A 19,110-nucleotide genomic window follows, 5' to 3' on the forward strand; every position below is an offset into this window, starting at 1 on the left:
GACGTCTCCTCGGAGTCGTCGTGGCTGGGTAGCTCAGTTGGTACGAGCGTCCGCCTGAAAAGCGGAAGGTCGCCGGTTCGACCCCGGCCCCAGCCACCATCGAAGGCCCCCTCCCTCCGGGACGGGGCCTTCAGCCATTTCCGGACCCCTGCCCCCGGACCCCGCCCCCCAGATCCCCGGCCGCCGTGTGTCCGGAAGTCGCTCCGCCCTCCGGGGCTCACGGCGCGGCGTGCGCCGGGCCCGCCGCGCGGCCGCCCGGGTGGCGGTGGCGCCAGACCAGGAAGACCGTGCAGGACACGAGCGCCCAGCCCGCGAGGACCAGGAACGGGAACGCGTGCTGGTGGCCGGCGAAGTAGACCGCCGTGTGCTGGGCGTTGACCGAGGCGCCCGGCGGGAGCCACCGGCCGATCACGCCGAGCGGGGACGGCAGCAGCGGCCAGGAGACCGCGCCGCCCGAGGACGGGTTGCCGAGCAGCACCATCAGGCCCCAGGTCGGCAGCATCGCCCAGCGGCCGAACAGGGTGTTGAACATCGTGAAGACCATGCCGGAGGCGAACATCGTCAGCGCGAGGATCAGCCACGACTCGAGGAACGGCAGGTGCACCGCGTCGAGCAGCCAGTCGACCACCGCCGCGATCGCGAAACCGCCGAGCAGCGCGTACGCGGCGGTGAACGCGATGCGCTCGACCGGGTTCAGCGCGCCGGCGTGCACGCTGAGCTGGATCGCGCCGACGAAGCCGATGATGACGGCGGCGAGGGAGACGTAGAAGATCGCCAGCCCGCGCGGGTCCCCCCGCTGCAGCGGCTTGAGGTCCTTGACCTCGACGTTCGTACCGGTGGCCGTGCCCACCCGTTTCCCCGCGTCCGCCAGCAGCTCGGCGACCGTCGCCCCCGAGGCCCCGGAGACCTCCAGGGTGAGCCGCTGCCCGCCGGAGGGCACGTCGAGCACCGCGAAGACCTTCTGGTCGTCCACCGCCTCGACCGCCGTGCTCCGGTCCTCGTAGACGTGCAGCTTGAGCGAGGCGTTCAGCGCCTTCTCCATCCCGGCGATGAACCGCCGCCCCTGCGGACTGTCGTACGCCCCGACGACGGCCGTGGGCACCGTGCGCGGCGTGGGGTTGGCCATGGCGTACGTGTAGGAGCCGGCGAAGAACCCGGCCGCCCCGGCGATGATGAGCAGCAGCACGGTGGCGGGCAGGAAGGGCCCCTCCCGGAACCCGGCCCACCGCTCCCCCCACGTACGCGGTCGCCCGTGAGCGCCGTGCGCCGGCCCCCGGCCGTCCGGGGGCGGGGCCCCGGGCTCGGCCTCCGGCCGGGGCCCGGAGGGGGAGCCGGGCCCGGACGACGGCTCGGCCCCCGACGCGGTCCCGCGCTCGGGCGACGGCTCGCCCTCGGACGGGGACTCGGGCTCGGGACCGGGATCCGGATCAGGATCGGATGTGGACATAACGGCCACGCTAGATGATTTCACCCCAGGACAAATCCGTTCGCCTCTCGTTTCCCGGAGGTGAGATCCTGGTTCCCGTATGTCCACGCACCCCGCCCCCGCCCTCGGCGCCCTCGCCCCCCGCCTGACCGAGCTGTCGCTGCGCGACGCGCACCGGCTCGGACGCAGACTCGAAGGCGCCCGCAAGATCCGCAAACCGGAGGCCCGCGCGGCCGTCCTCGCCGAGATCGAGGGCGAGGTCGCCCGGGCCGAGGAACGGATGGCGGCCCGGCGCGCCCGCGTCCCGGTGGTGACGTATCCCGAACAGCTTCCGGTCAGCCAGAAGAAGGACGAGATCGCCGAGGCCATACGCGACCACCAGGTCGTGATCGTGGCCGGTGAGACCGGCTCCGGAAAGACCACGCAGATCCCCAAGATCTGCATGGAGCTCGGGCGCGGTGTCCGCGGCATGATCGGGCACACCCAGCCCCGCCGGATCGCCGCCCGCACGGTCGCGGAGCGCGTCGCCGAGGAGCTGGACACCCCGCTCGGCGAGACCGTCGGCTGGAAGGTGCGGTTCACCGACCAGGTCGACCCGGAGGCCACCTTCGTCAAGCTGATGACGGACGGCATCCTGCTCGCCGAGATCCAGACCGACCGCGAGCTGCGCGCCTACGACACGATCATCATCGACGAGGCCCACGAGCGGTCCCTCAACATCGACTTCCTGCTGGGCTATCTCGCCCAGCTGCTGCCGAAGCGCCCCGACCTCAAGGTCGTCATCACCTCCGCGACGATCGACCCCGAGCGCTTCTCCCGGCACTTCGGAGACGCTCCGATCGTCGAGGTCAGTGGCCGTACGTACCCGGTGGAGGTGCGCTACCGGCCGCTCCTCGAGGAGGATTCGGACGAGGCGGACCGGGACCAGATCACCGCGATCACCGACGCCGTCGAGGAGTTGATGGCGGAGGGGCCCGGCGACATCCTCGTGTTCCTCTCCGGCGAGCGGGAGATCCGGGACACGGCGGACGCGCTGGAGAAGAAGAAGTACCGGTCCACGGAGGTGCTGCCGCTGTACGCGCGGCTCTCGCACGCCGAGCAGCACCGGGTCTTCCAGCAGCACTCCGGCCGCCGGATCGTGCTGGCGACGAACGTGGCCGAGACCTCCCTGACCGTCCCCGGCATCAAGTACGTCATCGACCCCGGCTTCGCCCGCATCAGCCGCTACAGCCACCGCACCAAGGTGCAGCGCCTGCCGATCGAGCCGGTCTCGCAGGCCAGTGCCAACCAGCGCAAGGGCCGCTGCGGCCGTACCTCGGACGGCATCTGCATCCGGCTCTACTCCGAGGACGACTTCCTCACCCGCCCGGAGTTCACGGACGCGGAGATCCTGCGCACCAACCTCGCCTCCGTCATCCTGCAGATGACCGCGGCCGGCCTCGGGGACATCGAGAAGTTCCCGTTCATCGACCCGCCGGACCACCGCAACATCCGTGACGGCGTCCAGCTCCTGCAGGAACTGGGAGCGTTGGACCCGGCGCAGAAGGACGTCCGCAAGCGGCTGACCGAGACCGGCCGCAAGCTCGCCCAGCTCCCCGTCGACCCGCGGCTGGCCCGGATGGTGCTGGAGGCGGACCGCAACGGCTGCGCCCGCGAGGTGATGGTGATCGCCGCCGCGCTGTCCATCCAGGACCCGCGCGAGCGTCCCTCCGAGAAGCAGACGCAGGCCGACCAGCAGCACGCCCGTTTCCGCGACGAGACCAGCGACTTCCTGGCCTTCCTCAACCTGTGGCGGTACATCCGCGAGCAGCAGAAGGAACGCGGCTCCTCCTCGTTCCGCCGGATGTGCAAGCAGGAGTTCCTCAACTTCCTGCGCATTCGCGAATGGCAGGACATCTACACGCAGTTGCGGACGGTCGCCAAGCAGATGGGGATCCGGCTCAACGAACAGGACGCACCCGAGGACCGCATCCACGTCTCGCTGCTCGCCGGTCTGCTCTCCCACATCGGCATGAAGGACGTGAAGGAGTCCAAGGACTCCTCCGGCGCGGCCGGCACCTCCGGCCCCGGCGGCCGCAAGGACGGCGGCCGCAACGAGTACGTGGGCGCCCGCAACGCCAAGTTCGCGATCTTCCCGGGCTCGGCGCTGTTCAAGAAGCCGCCGCGGTTCGTGATGTCCGCGGAGCTGGTGGAGACCTCGCGGCTGTGGGCGCGGGTCAACGCGAGAATCGAGCCGGAGTGGGTCGAACCGCTCGCCGGCCACCTGCTCAAGCACACGTACAGCGAGCCGCACTGGGAGAAGGACCAGGCCGCGGTGATGGCCTACGAGAAGGTCACGCTGTACGGCGTCCCGATCGTCGCCCAGCGGAAGATCAACTACGGCCGGGTCGACGCCGAGGTCAGCCGCGAACTGTTCATCCGCAACGCCCTGGTGGAGGGCGACTGGCGGACGCACCACAAGTTCTTCGCCGACAACCGCAAGCTGCTCAGCGAGGTCGAGGAACTGGAGCACCGGGCGCGGCGCCGGGACATCGTCGTCGACGACGAGACGCTGTTCGACTTCTACGAGCAGCGGATCCCCGAACACGTCGTCTCCGGAGCCCACTTCGACTCCTGGTGGAAGCACAAGCGGCACGAGCAGCCCGACTTCCTCGACTTCGAGCGGGAGATGCTCATCCGGGAGTCGGCCCAGGAGGTCACCAAGGCCGACTACCCCGACTCCTGGCGCCAGGGCCCGCTGAAGTTCCGGGTGACGTACCAGTTCGAGCCGGGCGCGGACGCCGACGGCGTGACCGTCCACATCCCGCTCCAGGTGCTCAACCAGGTCACCGACGAGGGTTTCGACTGGCAGATCCCGGGCCTGCGCGAGGAGGTCGTCACCGAACTGATCCGCTCCCTGCCGAAGCCGATCCGGCGCAATTACGTGCCGGCGCCGAACTACGCCCGGGCGTTCCTGGAGCGGGCGGTGCCGCTGCAGGAGCCGCTGACGACGACGATGGCGCGCGAGCTGAAGCGCATGGTCGGCGTGCCCTTCGAGGCGGAGGACTTCGACTGGGGCCGGGTCCCCGACCATCTGCGGATCACCTTCCGGATCGTCGACGAGCGGCGCCGCAAGCTGGCGGAGGACAAAGACCTCCAGGCGCTGAAGCTGCGGTTGAAGCCGAAAGCGCGCAAGGCGCTCTCGCAGGCCGCGGCGGCGACGGCCGAGCGGCAGGGCGGGGAGTCCGTGGAGCGCGCGGGGCTCACGGACTGGACGATCGGCACGCTCAGCCGCGTCTTCGAGACCCGGCGGGCCGGGCAGCCGGTGAAGGCGTATCCGGCCCTCGTCGACGACGGACCGAAGGCGGACACCGTGTCGGTGCGGCTCTTCGACACCGAGGCCGAGCAGACCGAGGCGATGTGGAAGGGCACGCGGCGGCTGATCCTGCGCAACATCCCGGTCAACCCGGCGAAGTTCGCCTCCGACAAGCTGACTAACGCGCAGAAGCTCGCGCTGTCGGCCAATCCGCACGGCTCGGTCCAGGCGCTCTTCGAGGACTGCGCCACGGCGGCGGCCGACCGGCTGATCGCCGACTTCGGCGGACCGGCCTGGGACGAGGAGTCGTACCGCAAGCTCTACGACAAGGTGCGGGCGGAGATCGTCGACACGACCGTACGGACGGTGGGCCAGGTGCAGCAGGTGCTGGCCGCCTGGCAGGCCTGTGAGCGGCGCCTGAAGGCCGTACGCAGCCCCGCGCTGCTGCCGAACCTGGCGGACGTGCGGGCGCAGCTCGACGCCCTCGTGCGGCCCGGTTTCGTGACCGAGGCGGGGCTGCGGCGGCTGCCGGACCTGATGCGGTACCTGATCGCGGCGGACCGGCGGCTGCAGCAGATGCCGACGAACGTCCAGCGGGACACGACCCGCATGGAGAAGGTCCACGAGATGCGGGACGAGTACGCCTGGCTGCGGGAGCAGTTGCCCGCCGGGCGTCCGGTGCCGGCGGCGGTGACGGAGATCCGGTGGATGATCGAGGAGCTGCGGGTCAGCTACTTCGCGCACGCCCTGGGGACGGCGTACCCGGTGTCGGACAAGCGGATCGTGAAGGCGATCGACGCGGCGGCACCGTGACGGGAGCCGCACGGTGGGTGAGTTCGACCCCGGGGCTCGCCCTCCTGTACAGTCCTTCTCGCAGCGCAGAGCGGTAACGCGACCGCGAAGCACCTGGTCCTGTGGAGCAGTTTGGAGTGCTCGCCACCCTGTCAAGGTGGAGGCCGCGGGTTCAAATCCCGTCAGGACCGCAAGAGAGAAGGCCGTGCCCCCCGGGGTGCGGCCTTCTCGCATGTCCGGGGCCTCTTCGCGGTGGTGTGCGGCACGCGCGCCCGCGAGAGGTTCGTGAGAGGTCCCTTGACGGCGTCACATTCCCTCGGTACCCAGAGAAGCAGGACCTCGGTGCTCCCGGAGGTGGCGTATGACCGCTGCGGCCTCTCCGCACGCGACCCGCGCACTGCTGCGTGCCCATCTGTCGGCCGCCGTCGGCTACCGCCATCTCACCGGGCAGTGTCCGGTCTGCCGTCGGCTCCTGCGACTGGCCATGGAGCCGGCCGCGCCGGCCGCGGGGGACGAGGAACCCGCCGTGCCGGCGGCCGCCCCGCTCCCGGCCGAGGAGGCGGAGGCGACCGCGGTGGCCCCCGGCGCCTGACGGGGCGGGCGGACGGCCCGCACGCCGGTCCCGCCCTTCCACTGCCCGCCGGATCGGTCCGCCGTCCGCCCGTCGCCAGTCCACCGCTCTCCCGCTCTCCCGCTCTCCCGCTCTCCCGCGAGGACTTCGGCATGTGACGGGAGTCACCGCATGACTTTTCCGGACCGAGGAACTTACGCACCCCCTACCTCCGGTCAATTTAATATGTGCAATTGCACTACCTCCAGGCCTCCCTCGGGCTTCTCCTCCCCTCCCGCCCCGGGCCACCCCCCGGCGGATCCCACACCCCTCCCCAGACTCCGACAAGCCCGCTCACGGGCGGTCCGGCCGGGGGCCGTTCGCGCACACGGGGGCACACAAAAGCGCGCGCACAAAAAAATCGCGCTGGACTCGGCGGAGTCCAGCGCGATCGACGACGCACCCTCAGTGAGCCCGGAAGGGCCCCGAGTGGCTTGGGCACAGGGGCTGTTGGGGCAGCTCCCGCGTCGCTTTCAGCTGTGATGAGCGGTTGCTCCCGGACGCTCCGACCAGTTGGGGGACCAGCCGTTTTGCCCGGTAAAGCGGTTGTTCAGGCCTCGCTGCGCTGCTGCGGGATGCCCGCGAGCAGTGCGCGGACCTCGGCCTCGCGGTAACGGCGGTGCCCGCCGAGCGTGCGGATCGACGTGAGCTTGCCGGCCTTCGCCCACCGCGTGACCGTCTTCGGGTCGACGCGGAACATGGTGGCGACCTCAGCCGGGGTCAGCAGCGGCTCGGCATCAGGGGTGCGAGCGGTCATGAGCGGCCTCCTCGGGAGAACCGACGTTCTCGGTTCTTTCCTCTAAATTCTGCACCTTGACCCGCGTTGCCCGAAATGGCGGACGCGAGTCGAGTCGGTTATAGGACGAACGGCTTGTCCTCGGCACTACAACTACACCATCTGTCCAGCCGCGTAGGCCAAACCGATGGAATTGCCCTCCCAGGTGTTCATCAGCGACGGATGCCGATGGACCATGCCATAGCGGACAGTCACGCCGGTGTGACGATCAGTCACAGGGCGATCAGTTGTCACCAAACCCCCCAAGAGATGCAATGCTGAGATCTCCACCCATGCCTGGGCAGAAGGAGCCTCCCCCGGGCTCCTTGTCCTATTTTGGCACGAGGAGGGGCGTTAGGCGCAAGGGCCGCGTTAAGTGCAATCCATCACGCTTGACGGTATACGCCCGGATCGGTCGGTGATGTCCCAGCCGGTGACACCGTTCCCCCGTTGGTACGTCAACCTTGGGCCAACGGTTGTCACTTCAGCATGTCGCATGGGTCACAATTCGCACACTGTTTCCCGCTAGGTCAGGAACACCGTACCCAGTCCGACAGGCAGCCCGCGAATCAGCCGACGATCCGTCAGCATCCCTGCGGGCACGAGGAGTTGCTCCCCGACACCGCCGGCCGCGGAGGCCCCTCAGTTCGCCGAGCGCCGGTCCCGGACCGCCCGCCAGCGCTCCACCAGCCGCGCGTACGCCTCCCCGGCAGCCGCCCCGTCGCCCTGCCGCAGTGCCTCGATGCCCTCGGCGACGTCCGCCGCCGAGTGATCGCCGTCCAGCTCCTCGGGCGGCAGCACGTGCACCAGACCCCCGTAGTCCAGCTCGACCAGGGAGCGGGGGTGGAACTCCTCCAGCCAGCGCCCCACGTCGAGCAGCCCCTCGATCAGCGGGCCCTCGTCGAAGGTGTTCCGCAGGGTGCGCAGCCCCCGGGCCACCCGCCGCCGCGCCTGCACCATGGGCGTCCGGTAGCGCAGCACCGGCACCCCGGCGGCGGGCTCCGCGTCCGCCCCGGTGTACTCCCGCTCCCCGTCGCCGACGAGCACGAACCAGTGCAGGGGGACGTGCCAGGTGGAGGACCTGATCCACGGGCGCGCGTCGGGATTGCGGCTCAGCCAGCGCTCGTAGTCCTGCGTGGCCTGGCGGCGCACCAGCGGCGGCAGCACCGCGTCGAGAACGGGTGGCGGCAGTTCCTCGCCCAGGCCGTCCAGGGCCTGCCAGCCGCGGAGCCGGGTGCGCCAGGGACAGACGCACAGCACCCCGTCGACCTCCGTCACGAAGGCGTCGTCGCTCTCGTGAACCGGCACCGCGATCGGCGGGGTGGGCAGCAGGTCCGCCAGGGAGCGACGCAGTTCGTCCTGGTAGGAGGGCCGGTCGGGACGCCGGGCGTACCGCGCCCAGTGGCCGCGTTCCGGCTCGGGGAAGGCGGCCAGCGGTTCGTACACGCGCAAGTAGGACGCGTACGGAACGACCACCGAGGACACCTTGGGCACGCCTGCTCCCTCCCCCACCCGACCTGACGTGAAGCATCTTCCCGCGCCGCGCCCGCACGGCCCCCGCCGGGCCCCTCCGGGACCACAGCCTGCCCGGGGCGTGCGCCGGGGACGCGTCCGGCCGGGCGGAAACCATGCCAAATCGTCCCACGGAAGCGTGTCGGTGTCCCTCACGAGAGGGTGATCGGGAACACCGTGCGAAGCACGGGCCCCGCCACGTTCTACGCTCGTCCCACGGAGCCCGCCATCCGCACGGGATCCGCACCCATCGCCGCCACTTCACCGGGAGTCACCACCGTGACCGACGTAACCAACGGCGTCCTGCACACCCTGTTCCAGTCGGACCAGGGCGGTCATGAGCAGGTCGTGCTCTGCCAGGACCGGGCCAGCGGCCTCAAGGCCGTCATCGCCCTCCACTCCACCGCCCTGGGCCCCGCCCTGGGCGGCACGCGTTTCTACCCCTACGCCTCCGAGGAGGAGGCCGTCGCCGACGCCCTCAACCTCGCGCGCGGGATGTCGTACAAGAACGCCCTGGCCGGCCTCGACCACGGCGGCGGCAAGGCCGTGATCATCGGTGACCCCGAGCTGATCAAGACCGAGGAGCTGCTGCTCGCCTACGGGCGGGCCGTGGCCTCGCTGGGCGGGCGGTACGTGACCGCCTGCGACGTCGGCACCTACGTCGCCGACATGGACGTCGTGGCGCGCGAATGCCGCTGGACCACGGGACGCTCCCCGGAGAACGGGGGCGCCGGCGACTCCTCCGTGCTCACCGCCTTCGGCGTCTACCAGGGCATGCGGGCCGGTGCCCAGCACCTGTGGGGCGACCCGACGCTGCGGGACCGCACGGTGGGCATCGCGGGCGTGGGCAAGGTCGGGCACCACCTGGTGGAGCACCTGGTGCGGGAGGGCGCGCGGGTGGTGGTCACCGATGTGCGCGAGGACGCCGTGCGCCGGGTCACCGAAGGCCGCCCGCAGGTCACCGCCGTCGCCGACACCGAGGCGCTGATCACCACCGAGGGGCTCGACATCTACGCCCCCTGCGCCCTCGGCGGGGCCCTCGACGACGCCAGCGTGCCGGTGCTCACGGCGAAGCTGGTGTGCGGGGCCGCCAACAACCAGCTCGCGCACCCCGGTGTGGAGAAGGACCTGGCGGACCGCGGGATCCTCTACGCGCCGGACTACGTGGTGAACGCCGGAGGCGTCATCCAGGTCGCCGACGAGCTGCACGGCTTCGACTTCGAACGGTGCCGGGCGAAGGCCGCGAAGATCTTCGACACCACGCTCGACATCTTCGCACGTGCGAAGGCGGACGGGGTCCCGCCGGCCGCCGCGGCCGACCGGATCGCCGAGCAGCGCATGGCGGAGGCCGGCGCCGCGCGCTGAGCGGAGCCGGTCCGGAACGACGCGGACGGACTGTTTCCGGCCAGGCGGCGGTGCTCCCGCGAGCACCCCGCGGCCGGCCCGGGAGCGGCGGCAGCCGTTCCCGGCGTCCGTGCGCGCCGCACGCCCCGCCACCACCGTCCGGGAGCGGCCGGTACCCGCCGGGGGGCCTGTGGAGACAACTCTCACGTTCGTCGGCGGGTCGTGCTCCGATAAGTGGTTAAAATCGCGTGTGACCAGCGAGGACGAAGCCTTCCGGGGGCCCCGTGCACACGCTGCTCCTGCGGGCGACGTACCGTATGGGCGTGGGCTCAGGTACCGTGGAAGCCCTACGGACGGTCTCTCCACCGAGAGTCCGTTCCAGATCATGAACGCGTGTCAAGACTCTGGGGCCGTCGAGCCCCGTCGTTGAGGGGGTCGAGCCATGGGGCGCGGCCGGGCCAAGGCCAAGCAGACGAAGGTCGCCCGCCAGCTGAAGTACAACAGCGGCGGGACGGACCTGTCACGCCTGGCCGAGGAGCTGGGCGCATCGACATCGAACGAGCCGCCGAAGGGCGACCGATTCGAGGACGATGAGCACGAGGACGACGAGCTGTACTCTCGTTATGCCGACCTCTATGAGGACGACGACGAGGACGAGGACGACACGTCCTCACAGCACCGTCGCGGCGCTTGACCTGCACTGAGCACATACCCGGTCGGTGACTTCCGGTCACCGACCGGGTTCTGTGCTGCCTGCGGGGGCGAGCGCCGCCCTCACCTTCACCGTGCGTAGCTGCCCTCCAGGGTGGCGCCGGTGGCGTGGTCCTGTCGACCGGTGATCTCACCGGCCACCCAGGCGTCCACGCCGCGGTCGCCCAGGGTCGCCAGCGCGGCGTCGACCGATCCCTCGGGCACGATGGCGATCATGCCGACGCCCATGTTCAGCGTCTTCTCCAGTTCGAGCTGTTCGACGTCACCGGTCCGGCCGACCAGGTCGAAGACCGGGGCGGGCGTCCAGGTGCCGCGGTCCACGCGCGCGTGCAGCTCCTCGGGGATCACCCGGGCGAGGTTGGCCGCGAGTCCGCCGCCGGTGACGTGGCTGAAGGCGTGCACCTCGGTGGTGCGGGTCAGGGCCAGGCAGTCCAGCGAGTAGATCTTGGTGGGCTCCAGCAGCTCCTCGCCGAGGGTGCGGCCGAACTCCTCCACCCGGGCGTCGAGCGCGAGCCCGGCCCGCTCCAGCAGGACGTGGCGGACCAGGGAGTACCCGTTGGAGTGAAGCCCCGAGGACGCCATCGCGACGACCGCGTCACCCTCGCGGATGCGGTCCGGGCCGAGCAGCCGGTCGGCCTCCACGGCACCGGTGCCGGCCCCCGCCACGTCGAAGTCGTCCGGGCCCAGCAGCCCGGGGTGCTCCGCCGTCTCCCCGCCCACCAGGGCGCAGCCCGCCAGGACACAGCCCTCGGCGATGCCCTTGACGATGGCGGCGACCCGCTCGGGGTGCACCTTGCCGACGCAGATGTAGTCGGTCATGAACAGCGGCTCGGCACCGCACACCACGATGTCGTCCATGACCATGGCGACCAGGTCGTGGCCGATCGTGTCGTAGACGCCGAGCTGCCGGGCGATGTCGACCTTGGTGCCGACGCCGTCGGTGGCGGAGGCGAGCAGCGGGCGCTCGTACTTCTTCAGGGCGGAGGCGTCGAAGAGTCCGGCGAAGCCGCCGAGGCCGCCGAGGACCTCGGGGCGGCGCGTCTTCTTCACCCACTCCTTCATCAGTTCGACGGCACGGTCGCCCGCCTCGATGTCGACGCCCGCGGCCGCGTAGCTGGCACCGGACGGGGAGCCAGGGGTCGTCCCGGTGGTCTCGGACATGTGGGTTCGCACCTTCGGTCGTACGGCGTTCGGAAAGGTCGGAGAGCTCGGAGAGCTCGGAGAGCTCGGAAAGCGTGGAGAGGGAATATTGGAGAGATCGGTGAAGCGGTGGGGCGATCTCGGTGGGGGAAGGGGGCCGGGGCCCCGGGGAGGGGCCGTGGGAGGGCCCGGTGGCCCCGGGACGCGCGCGGTGCCGGCTCGACGGTGAGCGGCGGGCCGCGGCGGCCCCCGGGGTGCCTACGGGCGGCGGATCGCGTCGCTGGCGGCCGTGCCGGCGGGCCCGGCGGCCAGCTCGGTCTCCAGGAGCTGCTTGCCCAGGAGTTCGGGGTCGGGCAGGTCCATCGGGTACTCGCCGTCGAAGCAGGCCCGGCAGAGGTCCGGCTTGGCGATGGTGGTCGCCTCGATCATGCCGTCGATGGAGATGTAGGCCAGGGAGTCCGCGCCGAGCGAAGTGCCGATCTCGTCGATGGACATGCCGTTGGCGATCAGCTCCGCACGGGTGGCGAAGTCGATGCCGAAGAAGCAGGGCCACTTCACCGGCGGGGAGGAGATCCGGATGTGCACCTCGGCGGCACCCGCCTCGCGCAGCATCCGCACCAGGGCCCGCTGGGTGTTGCCGCGCACGATCGAGTCGTCGACGACGACCAGGCGCTTGCCCTTGATGACTTCCTTGAGGGGATTCAGCTTCAGCCGGATCCCGAGCTGTCGGATGGTCTGGGAGGGCTGGATGAACGTACGGCCGACGTACGCGTTCTTCACCAGGCCGGCGCCGAACGGGATGCCCGAGGCCTCCGCGTAGCCGATGGCGGCGGGGGTCCCGGACTCCGGCGTGGCTATGACGAGGTCGGCCTCGGCGGGCGCTTCCTTCGCCAGCCTGCGGCCCATCTCGACGCGCGAGAGGTACACGTTCCGCCCGGCGATGTCGGTGTCCGGACGGGCCAGGTAGACGTACTCGAAGACGCAGCCCTTGGGCTTCGCTTCCGCGAATCGGGAAGTGCGCAGGCCGTTCTCGTCGATGGCGACGAACTCGCCCGGTTCGATCTCCCGTACGAAGCTGGCGCCGCAGATGTCGAGGGCCGCCGACTCCGAGGCGACCACCCAGCCACGCTCCAGCCGGCCGAGGACCAGCGGGCGGATGCCCTGCGGGTCGCGGGCGGCGTACAGCGTGTGCTGGTCCATGAAGACGAGCGAGAAGGCGCCCCGGACCTGGGGAAGCACCTTGGCGGCGGCCTCCTCGACGGTCAGCGGCTTGCCGTCCTCGTCGACCTGGCCCGCGAGCAGCGCGGTGATCAGGTCGGTGTCGTTGGTGGCCGCCACCTTGGGGGTACGGCCGTCCTGCTTGGGCAGGTCGGCGACCATCTCGGCGAGCTGGGCCGTGTTGACGAGGTTGCCGTTGTGCCCGAGCGCGATCGATCCCTGCGCGGTGGCGCGGAACGTCGGCTGGGCGTTCTCCCACACGGAGGCACCGGTGGTCGAGTAGCGGGCGTGACCGACCGCGATGTGGCCCAGGAGGGAGCCGAGGGAACCTTCGTCGAAGACCTGGGAGACCAGGCCCATGTCCTTGAAGACCAGGATCTGGGAGCCGTTGCTGACCGCGATGCCCGCGGACTCCTGGCCCCGGTGCTGCAGGGCGTACAGCCCGAAGTAAGTGAGTTTGGCGACCTCTTCGCCCGGAGCCCAGACACCGAAGACGCCACAAGCGTCCTGGGGGCCTTTCTCACCGGGGAGCAGATCATGACTGAGTCGTCCGTCACCACGTGGCACGCGATCGAGTGTAGGCGAGATCGCGCACTGGTCCGAATCCGATGCGCTCGCCGGGCGGCGGTGCCCCGGCCCTCCGACGGGCCCCGCCCCCACCCCTGCATGCGCCACCAGACGCCTCTGACCAGGCAAAACACCGAGCGCAGCCGCTGTCGCCGTCCCGTGGCCGCCGGCCGCTGCGGGGGGCGCGGGCGGGGCTCGCGAGTGAGCCGTCGCACACCCGGGTCCTCAGCTCATCAGCGGGAGGAGTCCGCCCAGGTCGGCGCGCTCGCCACTCGCGCTGACCTTCGCGGTGGAGAGCGCGGTGCGCCAGTCCGTGCGGCCGGTGGCCAGCCGGATCCACGTCAGCGGGTCGGTCTCCACGACGTTGGGCGGGGTGCCGCGGGTGTGCCGGGGGCCCTCCACGCACTGCACGACGGCGAACGGCGGCACCCGGACCTCGGTGGAGGCGCCGGGGGCGCGGGCGGCGAGGGTGTCCGCGAGCAGCCGGGTACAGGCGGCGAGGGCCTGGCGGTCCAGGGGGACGTCGAGGCCGGGGACGGCGTCGTTGAGGTCGTCGGTGTGGACGACCAGCTCGACGGTGCGGGTGACCAGGTGGTCGGCGAGGGTCATGCCGCCCGCCCGAGTGGTGATGAGGCGGCCCGGCAGGGTGCCCTCGAGGGCCCGCTCCAGGCGCTCCGTCACGCGTGCGTAGAGGGCGTCCAGGTCCGGGTTGGCCTCGGCGAGGGTGTGGCTGCCCTCCGCGATGGCCTCGGCATGGCGGGCGGTGGCGCAGGCGTAGTCCAGGGGCCCCAGTTCGGCGCGGGCCGGGGCGGGCCGCTCCAGGGCGAGGGTGACGCTCTCCACGGCCATGGTGAGGTGTGCGGCGAGGTCCCGCACGGTCCAGGTGCCGAGGCGGGTGGGGGCGGACAGCTGTGCGGGGGTGAGCGTGCGGACGGCCGTGCGGACGTGGCCGAACTGGGCGAGGACGGCGGTACGGGTCCGGACCGGGTCGTAGGCGCGGGGGCGCTTCTTGGCGGGCGGCATGGGGGTGAGCGTAGAGGGGCCCGCCCCGGCGGGGGGTCCGAGGACCACCCGGGGCCCGGCAAGGGCCGAGGCCCCGCCCGGGGCTCAGGTCCGGGCGGGGCCTCGACGTACGTGGGCGCGGCAGCGGTTACGCGAGCAGCGCGGGAATCGTTCCCTCGTGCGCCTCGCGCAGCTCGGCCAGGGGCAGCGCGAACTCGCCCTGCACCTCGACCGTGTCACCGTCCACGACGCCGATACGGGTGACGGGCAGGCCCCGCGCCCCGCACATGTCGGTGAAGCGGAGCTCCTCCGAGCGCGGCACGGCCACGACCGCGCGGCCCGCCGACTCGGAGAACAGGAACGTGAACGCGTCCAGGCCGTCCGGGACGACCAGTCGCGCGCCCTTGCCGCCCAGCAGCGCCGACTCGACGACCGCCTGGATCAGGCCGCCGTCGGACAGGTCGTGCGCGGAGTCGACCATGCCGTCACGGGAGGCGGAGATGAGGATCTCGCCGAGCAGCCGCTCGCGCTCCAGGTCCACCTTGGGCGGCAGCCCGCCGAGGTGGTCGTGGATCACCTGGGACCAGGCCGAACCGCTGAACTCCTCCCGGGTGTCGCCGAGGAGGTACAGGAGCTGGCCCTCCTCCTGGAAGGCGACCGGGGTGCGGCGGGTCACGTCGTCGATGACGCCGAGGACGGCCACGACCGGGGTGGGATGGATGGCCGCCTCGCCCGTCTGGTTGTACAGCGAGACGTTGCCGCCGGTCACCGGCGTGCCGAGCTGCTGGCAACCGTCCGCGAGACCGCGGATGGCCTCCGCGAACTGCCACATGACCGCCGGGTCCTCGGGCGAGCCGAAGTTCAGGCAGTCGGAGACGGCGAGCGGCTTGGCGCCGGTCGTCGCCACGTTGCGGTAGGCCTCGGCGAGGGCCAGCTGCGCGCCCGTGTACGGGTCGAGCTTGGCGTACCGGCCGTTGCCGTCGGTGGCGAGGGCCACGCCGAGGCCGGACTCCTCGTCGATGCGGATCATGCCGGAGTCCTCGGGCTGGGCGAGGACGGTGTTGCCCTGCACGAAGTGGTCGTACTGCTGGGTGATCCACTTCTTGGAGGCCTGGTTGGGGGAGGCGACCAGCTTCAGGACCTGGTCCTTCAGCTCCTCCGCCGTCACCGGCCGGGGCAGCTTCTCCGCACCGTCCGCCTGGAGCGCGTCCTGCCAGTCGGGGCGGGCGTAGGGGCGCTCGTACACCGGGCCCTCGTGGGCGACGGTGCGCGGGTCCACGTCGACGATCTTGCCGCCGTGCCAGAAGATCTCCAGCCTGTCGCCGTCGGTGACCTCGCCGATGACGGTGGCGATGACGTCCCACTTCTCGCAGATCTCGAGGAAGCGGTCGACCTTCTCCGGCTCGACGACCGCGCACATGCGCTCCTGCGACTCGCTCATGAGGATCTCCTCGGGCGAGAGCGTGGAGTCGCGCAGCGGGACGTCGTCCAGGGTGACGCGCATGCCGCCGGAGCCGTTCGAGGCCAGCTCGCTCGTCGCGCAGGACAGGCCCGCCGCGCCGAGGTCCTGGATGCCGACGACCAGCTTCTCGGCGAAGGCCTCCAGGGTGCACTCGATGAGGAGCTTCTCCTGGAAGGGGTCGCCGACCTGGACGGCGGGGCGCTTGGACGGCTTGGCGTCGTCGAAGGTCTCGGAGGCCAGGATGGAGGCGCCGCCGATGCCGTCGCCACCGGTCCGGGCCCCGTAGAGGATGACCTTGTTGCCGGCGCCGGAAGCCTTGGCCAGGTGGATGTCCTCGTGCCGCATCACACCGATGGCACCGGCGTTGACCAGGGGGTTTCCCTGGTAGCAGGCGTCGAAGACGACCTCGCCGCCGATGTTCGGCAGGCCCAGGCAGTTGCCGTAGCCGCCGATGCCGGCGACGACGCCCGGCAGGACGCGCTTGGTGTCGGGGTGGTCGGCCGCGCCGAAGCGCAGCGGGTCCACGACCGCGACCGGGCGCGCGCCCATCGCGATGATGTCGCGCACGATGCCGCCCACGCCGGTGGCCGCGCCCTGGTAGGGCTCCACGTAGGAGGGGTGGTTGTGCGACTCCACCTTGAAGGTGACCGCGTAGCCCTGGCCGACGTCCACGACGCCCGCGTTCTCGCCGATGCCGACGAGCATCGCGTCGTTCTCGGGGGCCTTCTCGCCGAACTGGCGGAGGTGGACCTTGGAGGACTTGTACGAGCAGTGCTCGGACCACATCACCGAGTACATGGCGAGCTCGGCGCCGGTCGGGCGGCGGCCCAGGATCTCGACGACGCGCTCGTACTCGTCCTTCTTCAGACCGAGTTCCGCCCAGGGCAGCTCGACATCGGGGGTCGCGGCCGCGTGCTCGACCGTGTCCAGAGGTGTCTTGCTCATGCGCTGACCAGCTTCTTGAGGATCGACGTGAAGAAGGGGAGACCGTCGGTGCGGCCGCTGCCGACGAGCGGCTCCACGGCGTGCTCCGGGTGCGGCATGAGGCCGACGACGTTGCCCGCGGCGTTGGTGATGCCCGCGATGTCGTTGAGCGAGCCGTTGGGGTTGCCGTAGCCCTCGTTCGCCTCGCCGTCGACCACGTAGCGGAAGGCGACGCGGCCCTCGGCCTCCAGCTCCTCCAGCGTCCGCGCGTCGGCGACGAAACGGCCGTCCATGTTCTTGAGCGGGATGCTGATCTCCTGGCCCGACGCGTAGTCGGCCGTCCAGGCGGTGTCCGCGTTCTCCACCCGCAGCTTCTGGTCGCGGCAGATGAAGTGCAGGTGGTCGTTGCCGAGCATCCCGCCGGGCAGGAGGTGGGCCTCGGTGAGGATCTGGAAGCCGTTGCAGATGCCGAGCACCGGGAGTCCGGCCTTCGCCTGGTCGATCACGGTGTCCATCACCGGCGAGAAGCGCGCGATGGCGCCCGCGCGCAGATAGTCGCCGTAGGAGAAACCGCCGCACAGCACCACGGCGTCGACCTGCTTGAGGTCCTTGTCCTTGTGCCAGAGCGCCACGGGTTCGGCGCCGGCGACGCGGATCGCGCGCTGCGTGTCCCGGTCGTCGAGGCTGCCGGGGAAAGTGACGACGCCAATACGAGCGGTCACTTCGCGGCTCCCGCGACCACGTCCGAGGACTCGACCTTGACGGTGAAGTCCTCGATCACGGTGTTGGCGAGGAAGGATTCCGCGAGATCATGGATCCGAGCGAGGGCGGCGTCGTCGACCGGCCCGTCCACCTCGAGTTCGAATCGCTTTCCCTGACGTACGTCGGAGATGCCCTCGAAACCGAGCCGCGGCAGTGCGCGCTGCACCGCCTGGCCCTGGGGGTCGAGGATCTCCGGCTTGAGCATGACGTCGACTACGACGCGTGCCACTGGCACTCCCGGTGTGTGGTGCTGAGCAGGTCCCTTCAGACTACCTGTACAAAATTTCTACGCGGGTAGATTCGTAGGAATCTACGGAATGGGTCCCCCGGTTCGGACCCGCCCGGACACCGCCCGCTTACCGCCCACTCACCGCTCGCTCGCCACTCGCTCACCGGCCGCGGGGAACTTTCCCTCACCGTCCCGCGAACCGTCCGCCGACACTTCGTCACGGAATCGAGGTGATCGGTGTCACGATCCGGTGTCGGCCGCCCGGTCCGCGAAAAGATCAGGGAAAGATCAAGCATCGTGCAGTGGTTCCTATTGCGCGGAGACACGCGGGCGGATTTAGTCGTTCTGCCCACCGCATTGCCGGGCCCTGTACAAAGGAAATGGCAATAGCCGATACTTTGTCCAAAGGCGCCGACCAATGGCACCGAAAGTCGCGGTGTCAACCAGTGGCAACCGGTGTCGACTAATGGGCCGGTGCCGGTCGGCACTCCACCGAGTACACCCGCACAAGTACATCCGCTCACGCGGACCCACCAAGTACAGCCACCCGAGCACATCCACTCCCATAGCAGCCGGACAGCCGACATCCGCCGGACGCGATCGCAGCACCCGCGAGTCCGAGATGTCGCACGAAGGGACCGATATTCGTGGCGCAGCGTGTCGTAATGACGCTCTTTGACGACATCGACGGCTCGGAAGCGGCCGAAACGATCGCCTTCGGACTGGACGGCATGTCGTACGAGATCGACCTGAACCAGTCGAACGCCGACAAGCTGCGGACGGCGCTCGCGCCGTACGTGGAGGCCGGCCGCAAGCGGGCCCGCTCCGGCAAGGCCTACCGCGAGACCGTGGTCGCCCCCGACCCGGCCGCGGTCCGGGCCTGGGCGCAGGCCAACCGGATGGACGTGCCGGCCCGGGGCCGGATCCCCAAGCGTGTGTACGAGGCGTTCGCCGAGGCTCAGTGAGGGCGGGGGCGCCGGGGACGCCGTGAGAGCGGTCCTGGCGTCCCTCGTGGCGTCTTCCGCGGCCTCTCTTCGCGGTCTTCCCGGCCCCCTCCGGAGGTGCCTCCGCGGCGTATGGGAGCCGGCCGACGGCCGGTCACGCGCCCCCGGCGCCAACCGACTTGCGCACCACCCCTGCTGATCAGCTAGAGTCTGGAGCACGCCGAGGGGCAAGGCCGAAAGGCCCAGCTCACGGAGTACATGCGGGTGTAGTTCAGTAGTAGAACACCCCCTTTCCAAGGGGGAGGCGCAGTGTGCAATTCCTGTCACCCGCTCTGCACCGCCGGATCGATGCCCCTTGTGGATCAGGTAGGCTGGTGCCGCACCGATCGGTGAGAGC

14 protein-coding genes and 3 tRNA genes are annotated in these 19,110 nt (G+C 70.7%); 8 read left to right on the forward strand and 9 right to left on the reverse strand.

Features of this window, described 5'->3' with window-relative positions:
* The first annotated feature begins 22 nt into the window (after positions 1–22).
* Positions 23–99: transfer RNA gene (locus tag OHB09_RS15540), tRNA-Phe, on the forward strand.
* A gap of 118 nt (positions 100–217) precedes the next feature.
* Here OHB09_RS15540 and OHB09_RS15545 read toward each other — a convergent pair.
* Positions 218–1,186, reverse strand: coding sequence for an ABC-2 transporter permease (locus tag OHB09_RS15545; protein ID WP_006141453.1), 969 nt, complete (start codon positions 1,184–1,186; stop codon positions 218–220).
* A gap of 340 nt (positions 1,187–1,526) precedes the next feature.
* Here OHB09_RS15545 and hrpA point away from each other — a divergent pair, with 340 nt between their 5' ends.
* The 3 genes from hrpA (at position 1,527) to OHB09_RS15560 (ending at position 6,105) form a co-directional block, all read left to right on the forward strand.
* Positions 1,527–5,534 (forward strand): ATP-dependent RNA helicase HrpA, encoded by a 4,008-nt coding sequence (gene hrpA / locus OHB09_RS15550; RefSeq protein ID WP_006141452.1) that lies wholly within the window; start codon positions 1,527–1,529, stop codon positions 5,532–5,534.
* 95 nt (positions 5,535–5,629) lie between these two features.
* A tRNA-Asp gene (locus OHB09_RS15555) sits at positions 5,630–5,704 on the forward strand.
* A gap of 170 nt (positions 5,705–5,874) precedes the next feature.
* Positions 5,875–6,105, forward strand: a complete 231-nt coding sequence (locus OHB09_RS15560) for a DUF6274 family protein (protein WP_006141451.1) — start codon at positions 5,875–5,877, stop codon at positions 6,103–6,105.
* 568 nt (positions 6,106–6,673) lie between these two features.
* Here the strand turns inward: OHB09_RS15560 and bldC are convergent.
* Both bldC and OHB09_RS15570 read right to left on the reverse strand, forming a co-directional pair.
* Positions 6,674–6,880: a developmental transcriptional regulator BldC gene (bldC, locus tag OHB09_RS15565; RefSeq protein ID WP_003949541.1), complete on the reverse strand. Its 207-nt coding sequence runs from the start codon at positions 6,878–6,880 to the stop codon at positions 6,674–6,676.
* Between the two features lie 660 nt (positions 6,881–7,540).
* Positions 7,541–8,392 carry a hypothetical protein gene (locus OHB09_RS15570; protein ID WP_006141450.1) on the reverse strand — a complete coding sequence of 284 codons (852 nt, stop codon included), beginning with the start codon at positions 8,390–8,392 and terminating at the stop codon, positions 7,541–7,543.
* A gap of 297 nt (positions 8,393–8,689) precedes the next feature.
* Here OHB09_RS15570 and OHB09_RS15575 point away from each other — a divergent pair, with 297 nt between their 5' ends.
* A complete protein-coding gene (locus OHB09_RS15575) occupies positions 8,690–9,775 on the forward strand; it encodes a Leu/Phe/Val dehydrogenase (protein WP_006141449.1) in 1,086 nt (361 codons plus the stop codon).
* A gap of 421 nt (positions 9,776–10,196) precedes the next feature.
* Complete coding sequence (locus tag OHB09_RS15580; protein WP_006141448.1) at positions 10,197–10,448, forward strand: DUF3073 domain-containing protein; 252 nt, start codon at positions 10,197–10,199, stop codon at positions 10,446–10,448.
* Positions 10,449–10,534: 86 nt separating this feature from the next.
* Here OHB09_RS15580 and purM read toward each other — a convergent pair whose 3' ends face one another.
* The 6 genes from purM to purS form a co-directional block, all read right to left on the reverse strand.
* Positions 10,535–11,626: a phosphoribosylformylglycinamidine cyclo-ligase gene (gene purM / locus OHB09_RS15585; RefSeq protein ID WP_006141447.1), complete on the reverse strand. Its 1,092-nt coding sequence runs from the start codon at positions 11,624–11,626 to the stop codon at positions 10,535–10,537.
* Positions 11,627–11,863: 237 nt separating this feature from the next.
* Entirely contained in the window at positions 11,864–13,390 is a 1,527-nt protein-coding gene (gene purF / locus OHB09_RS15590; protein WP_006141446.1) for an amidophosphoribosyltransferase, read from the reverse strand.
* Between the two features lie 225 nt (positions 13,391–13,615).
* Positions 13,616–14,413: a maleylpyruvate isomerase family mycothiol-dependent enzyme gene (locus tag OHB09_RS15595; RefSeq protein ID WP_167792989.1), complete on the reverse strand. Its 798-nt coding sequence runs from the start codon at positions 14,411–14,413 to the stop codon at positions 13,616–13,618.
* Between the two features lie 127 nt (positions 14,414–14,540).
* Complete coding sequence (gene purL / locus OHB09_RS15600) at positions 14,541–16,799, reverse strand: phosphoribosylformylglycinamidine synthase subunit PurL (RefSeq protein WP_093590932.1); 2,259 nt, start codon at positions 16,797–16,799, stop codon at positions 14,541–14,543.
* Positions 16,796–17,500 (reverse strand): phosphoribosylformylglycinamidine synthase subunit PurQ, encoded by a 705-nt coding sequence (gene purQ, locus OHB09_RS15605; RefSeq protein WP_006141443.1) that lies wholly within the window; start codon positions 17,498–17,500, stop codon positions 16,796–16,798. The genes purL and purQ overlap by 4 nt, the downstream gene beginning before the upstream one ends.
* On the reverse strand, positions 17,497–17,769 hold the full coding sequence (gene purS / locus OHB09_RS15610; protein ID WP_006141442.1) for a phosphoribosylformylglycinamidine synthase subunit PurS: 273 nt from the start codon (positions 17,767–17,769) through the stop codon (positions 17,497–17,499). The genes purQ and purS overlap by 4 nt, the downstream gene beginning before the upstream one ends.
* Positions 17,770–18,416: 647 nt before the next feature.
* Here purS and OHB09_RS15615 point away from each other — a divergent pair.
* Complete coding sequence (locus tag OHB09_RS15615; RefSeq protein ID WP_006141441.1) at positions 18,417–18,734, forward strand: histone-like nucleoid-structuring protein Lsr2; 318 nt, start codon at positions 18,417–18,419, stop codon at positions 18,732–18,734.
* Positions 18,735–18,973: 239 nt separating this feature from the next.
* A tRNA-Gly gene (locus OHB09_RS15620) sits at positions 18,974–19,045 on the forward strand.
* The last annotated feature ends 65 nt before the right edge of the window (positions 19,046–19,110 follow it).

The sequence above is a fragment of the Streptomyces griseoaurantiacus genome, assembly GCF_036189845.1.
Lineage (GTDB): Bacteria > Actinomycetota > Actinomycetes > Streptomycetales > Streptomycetaceae > Streptomyces > Streptomyces griseoaurantiacus.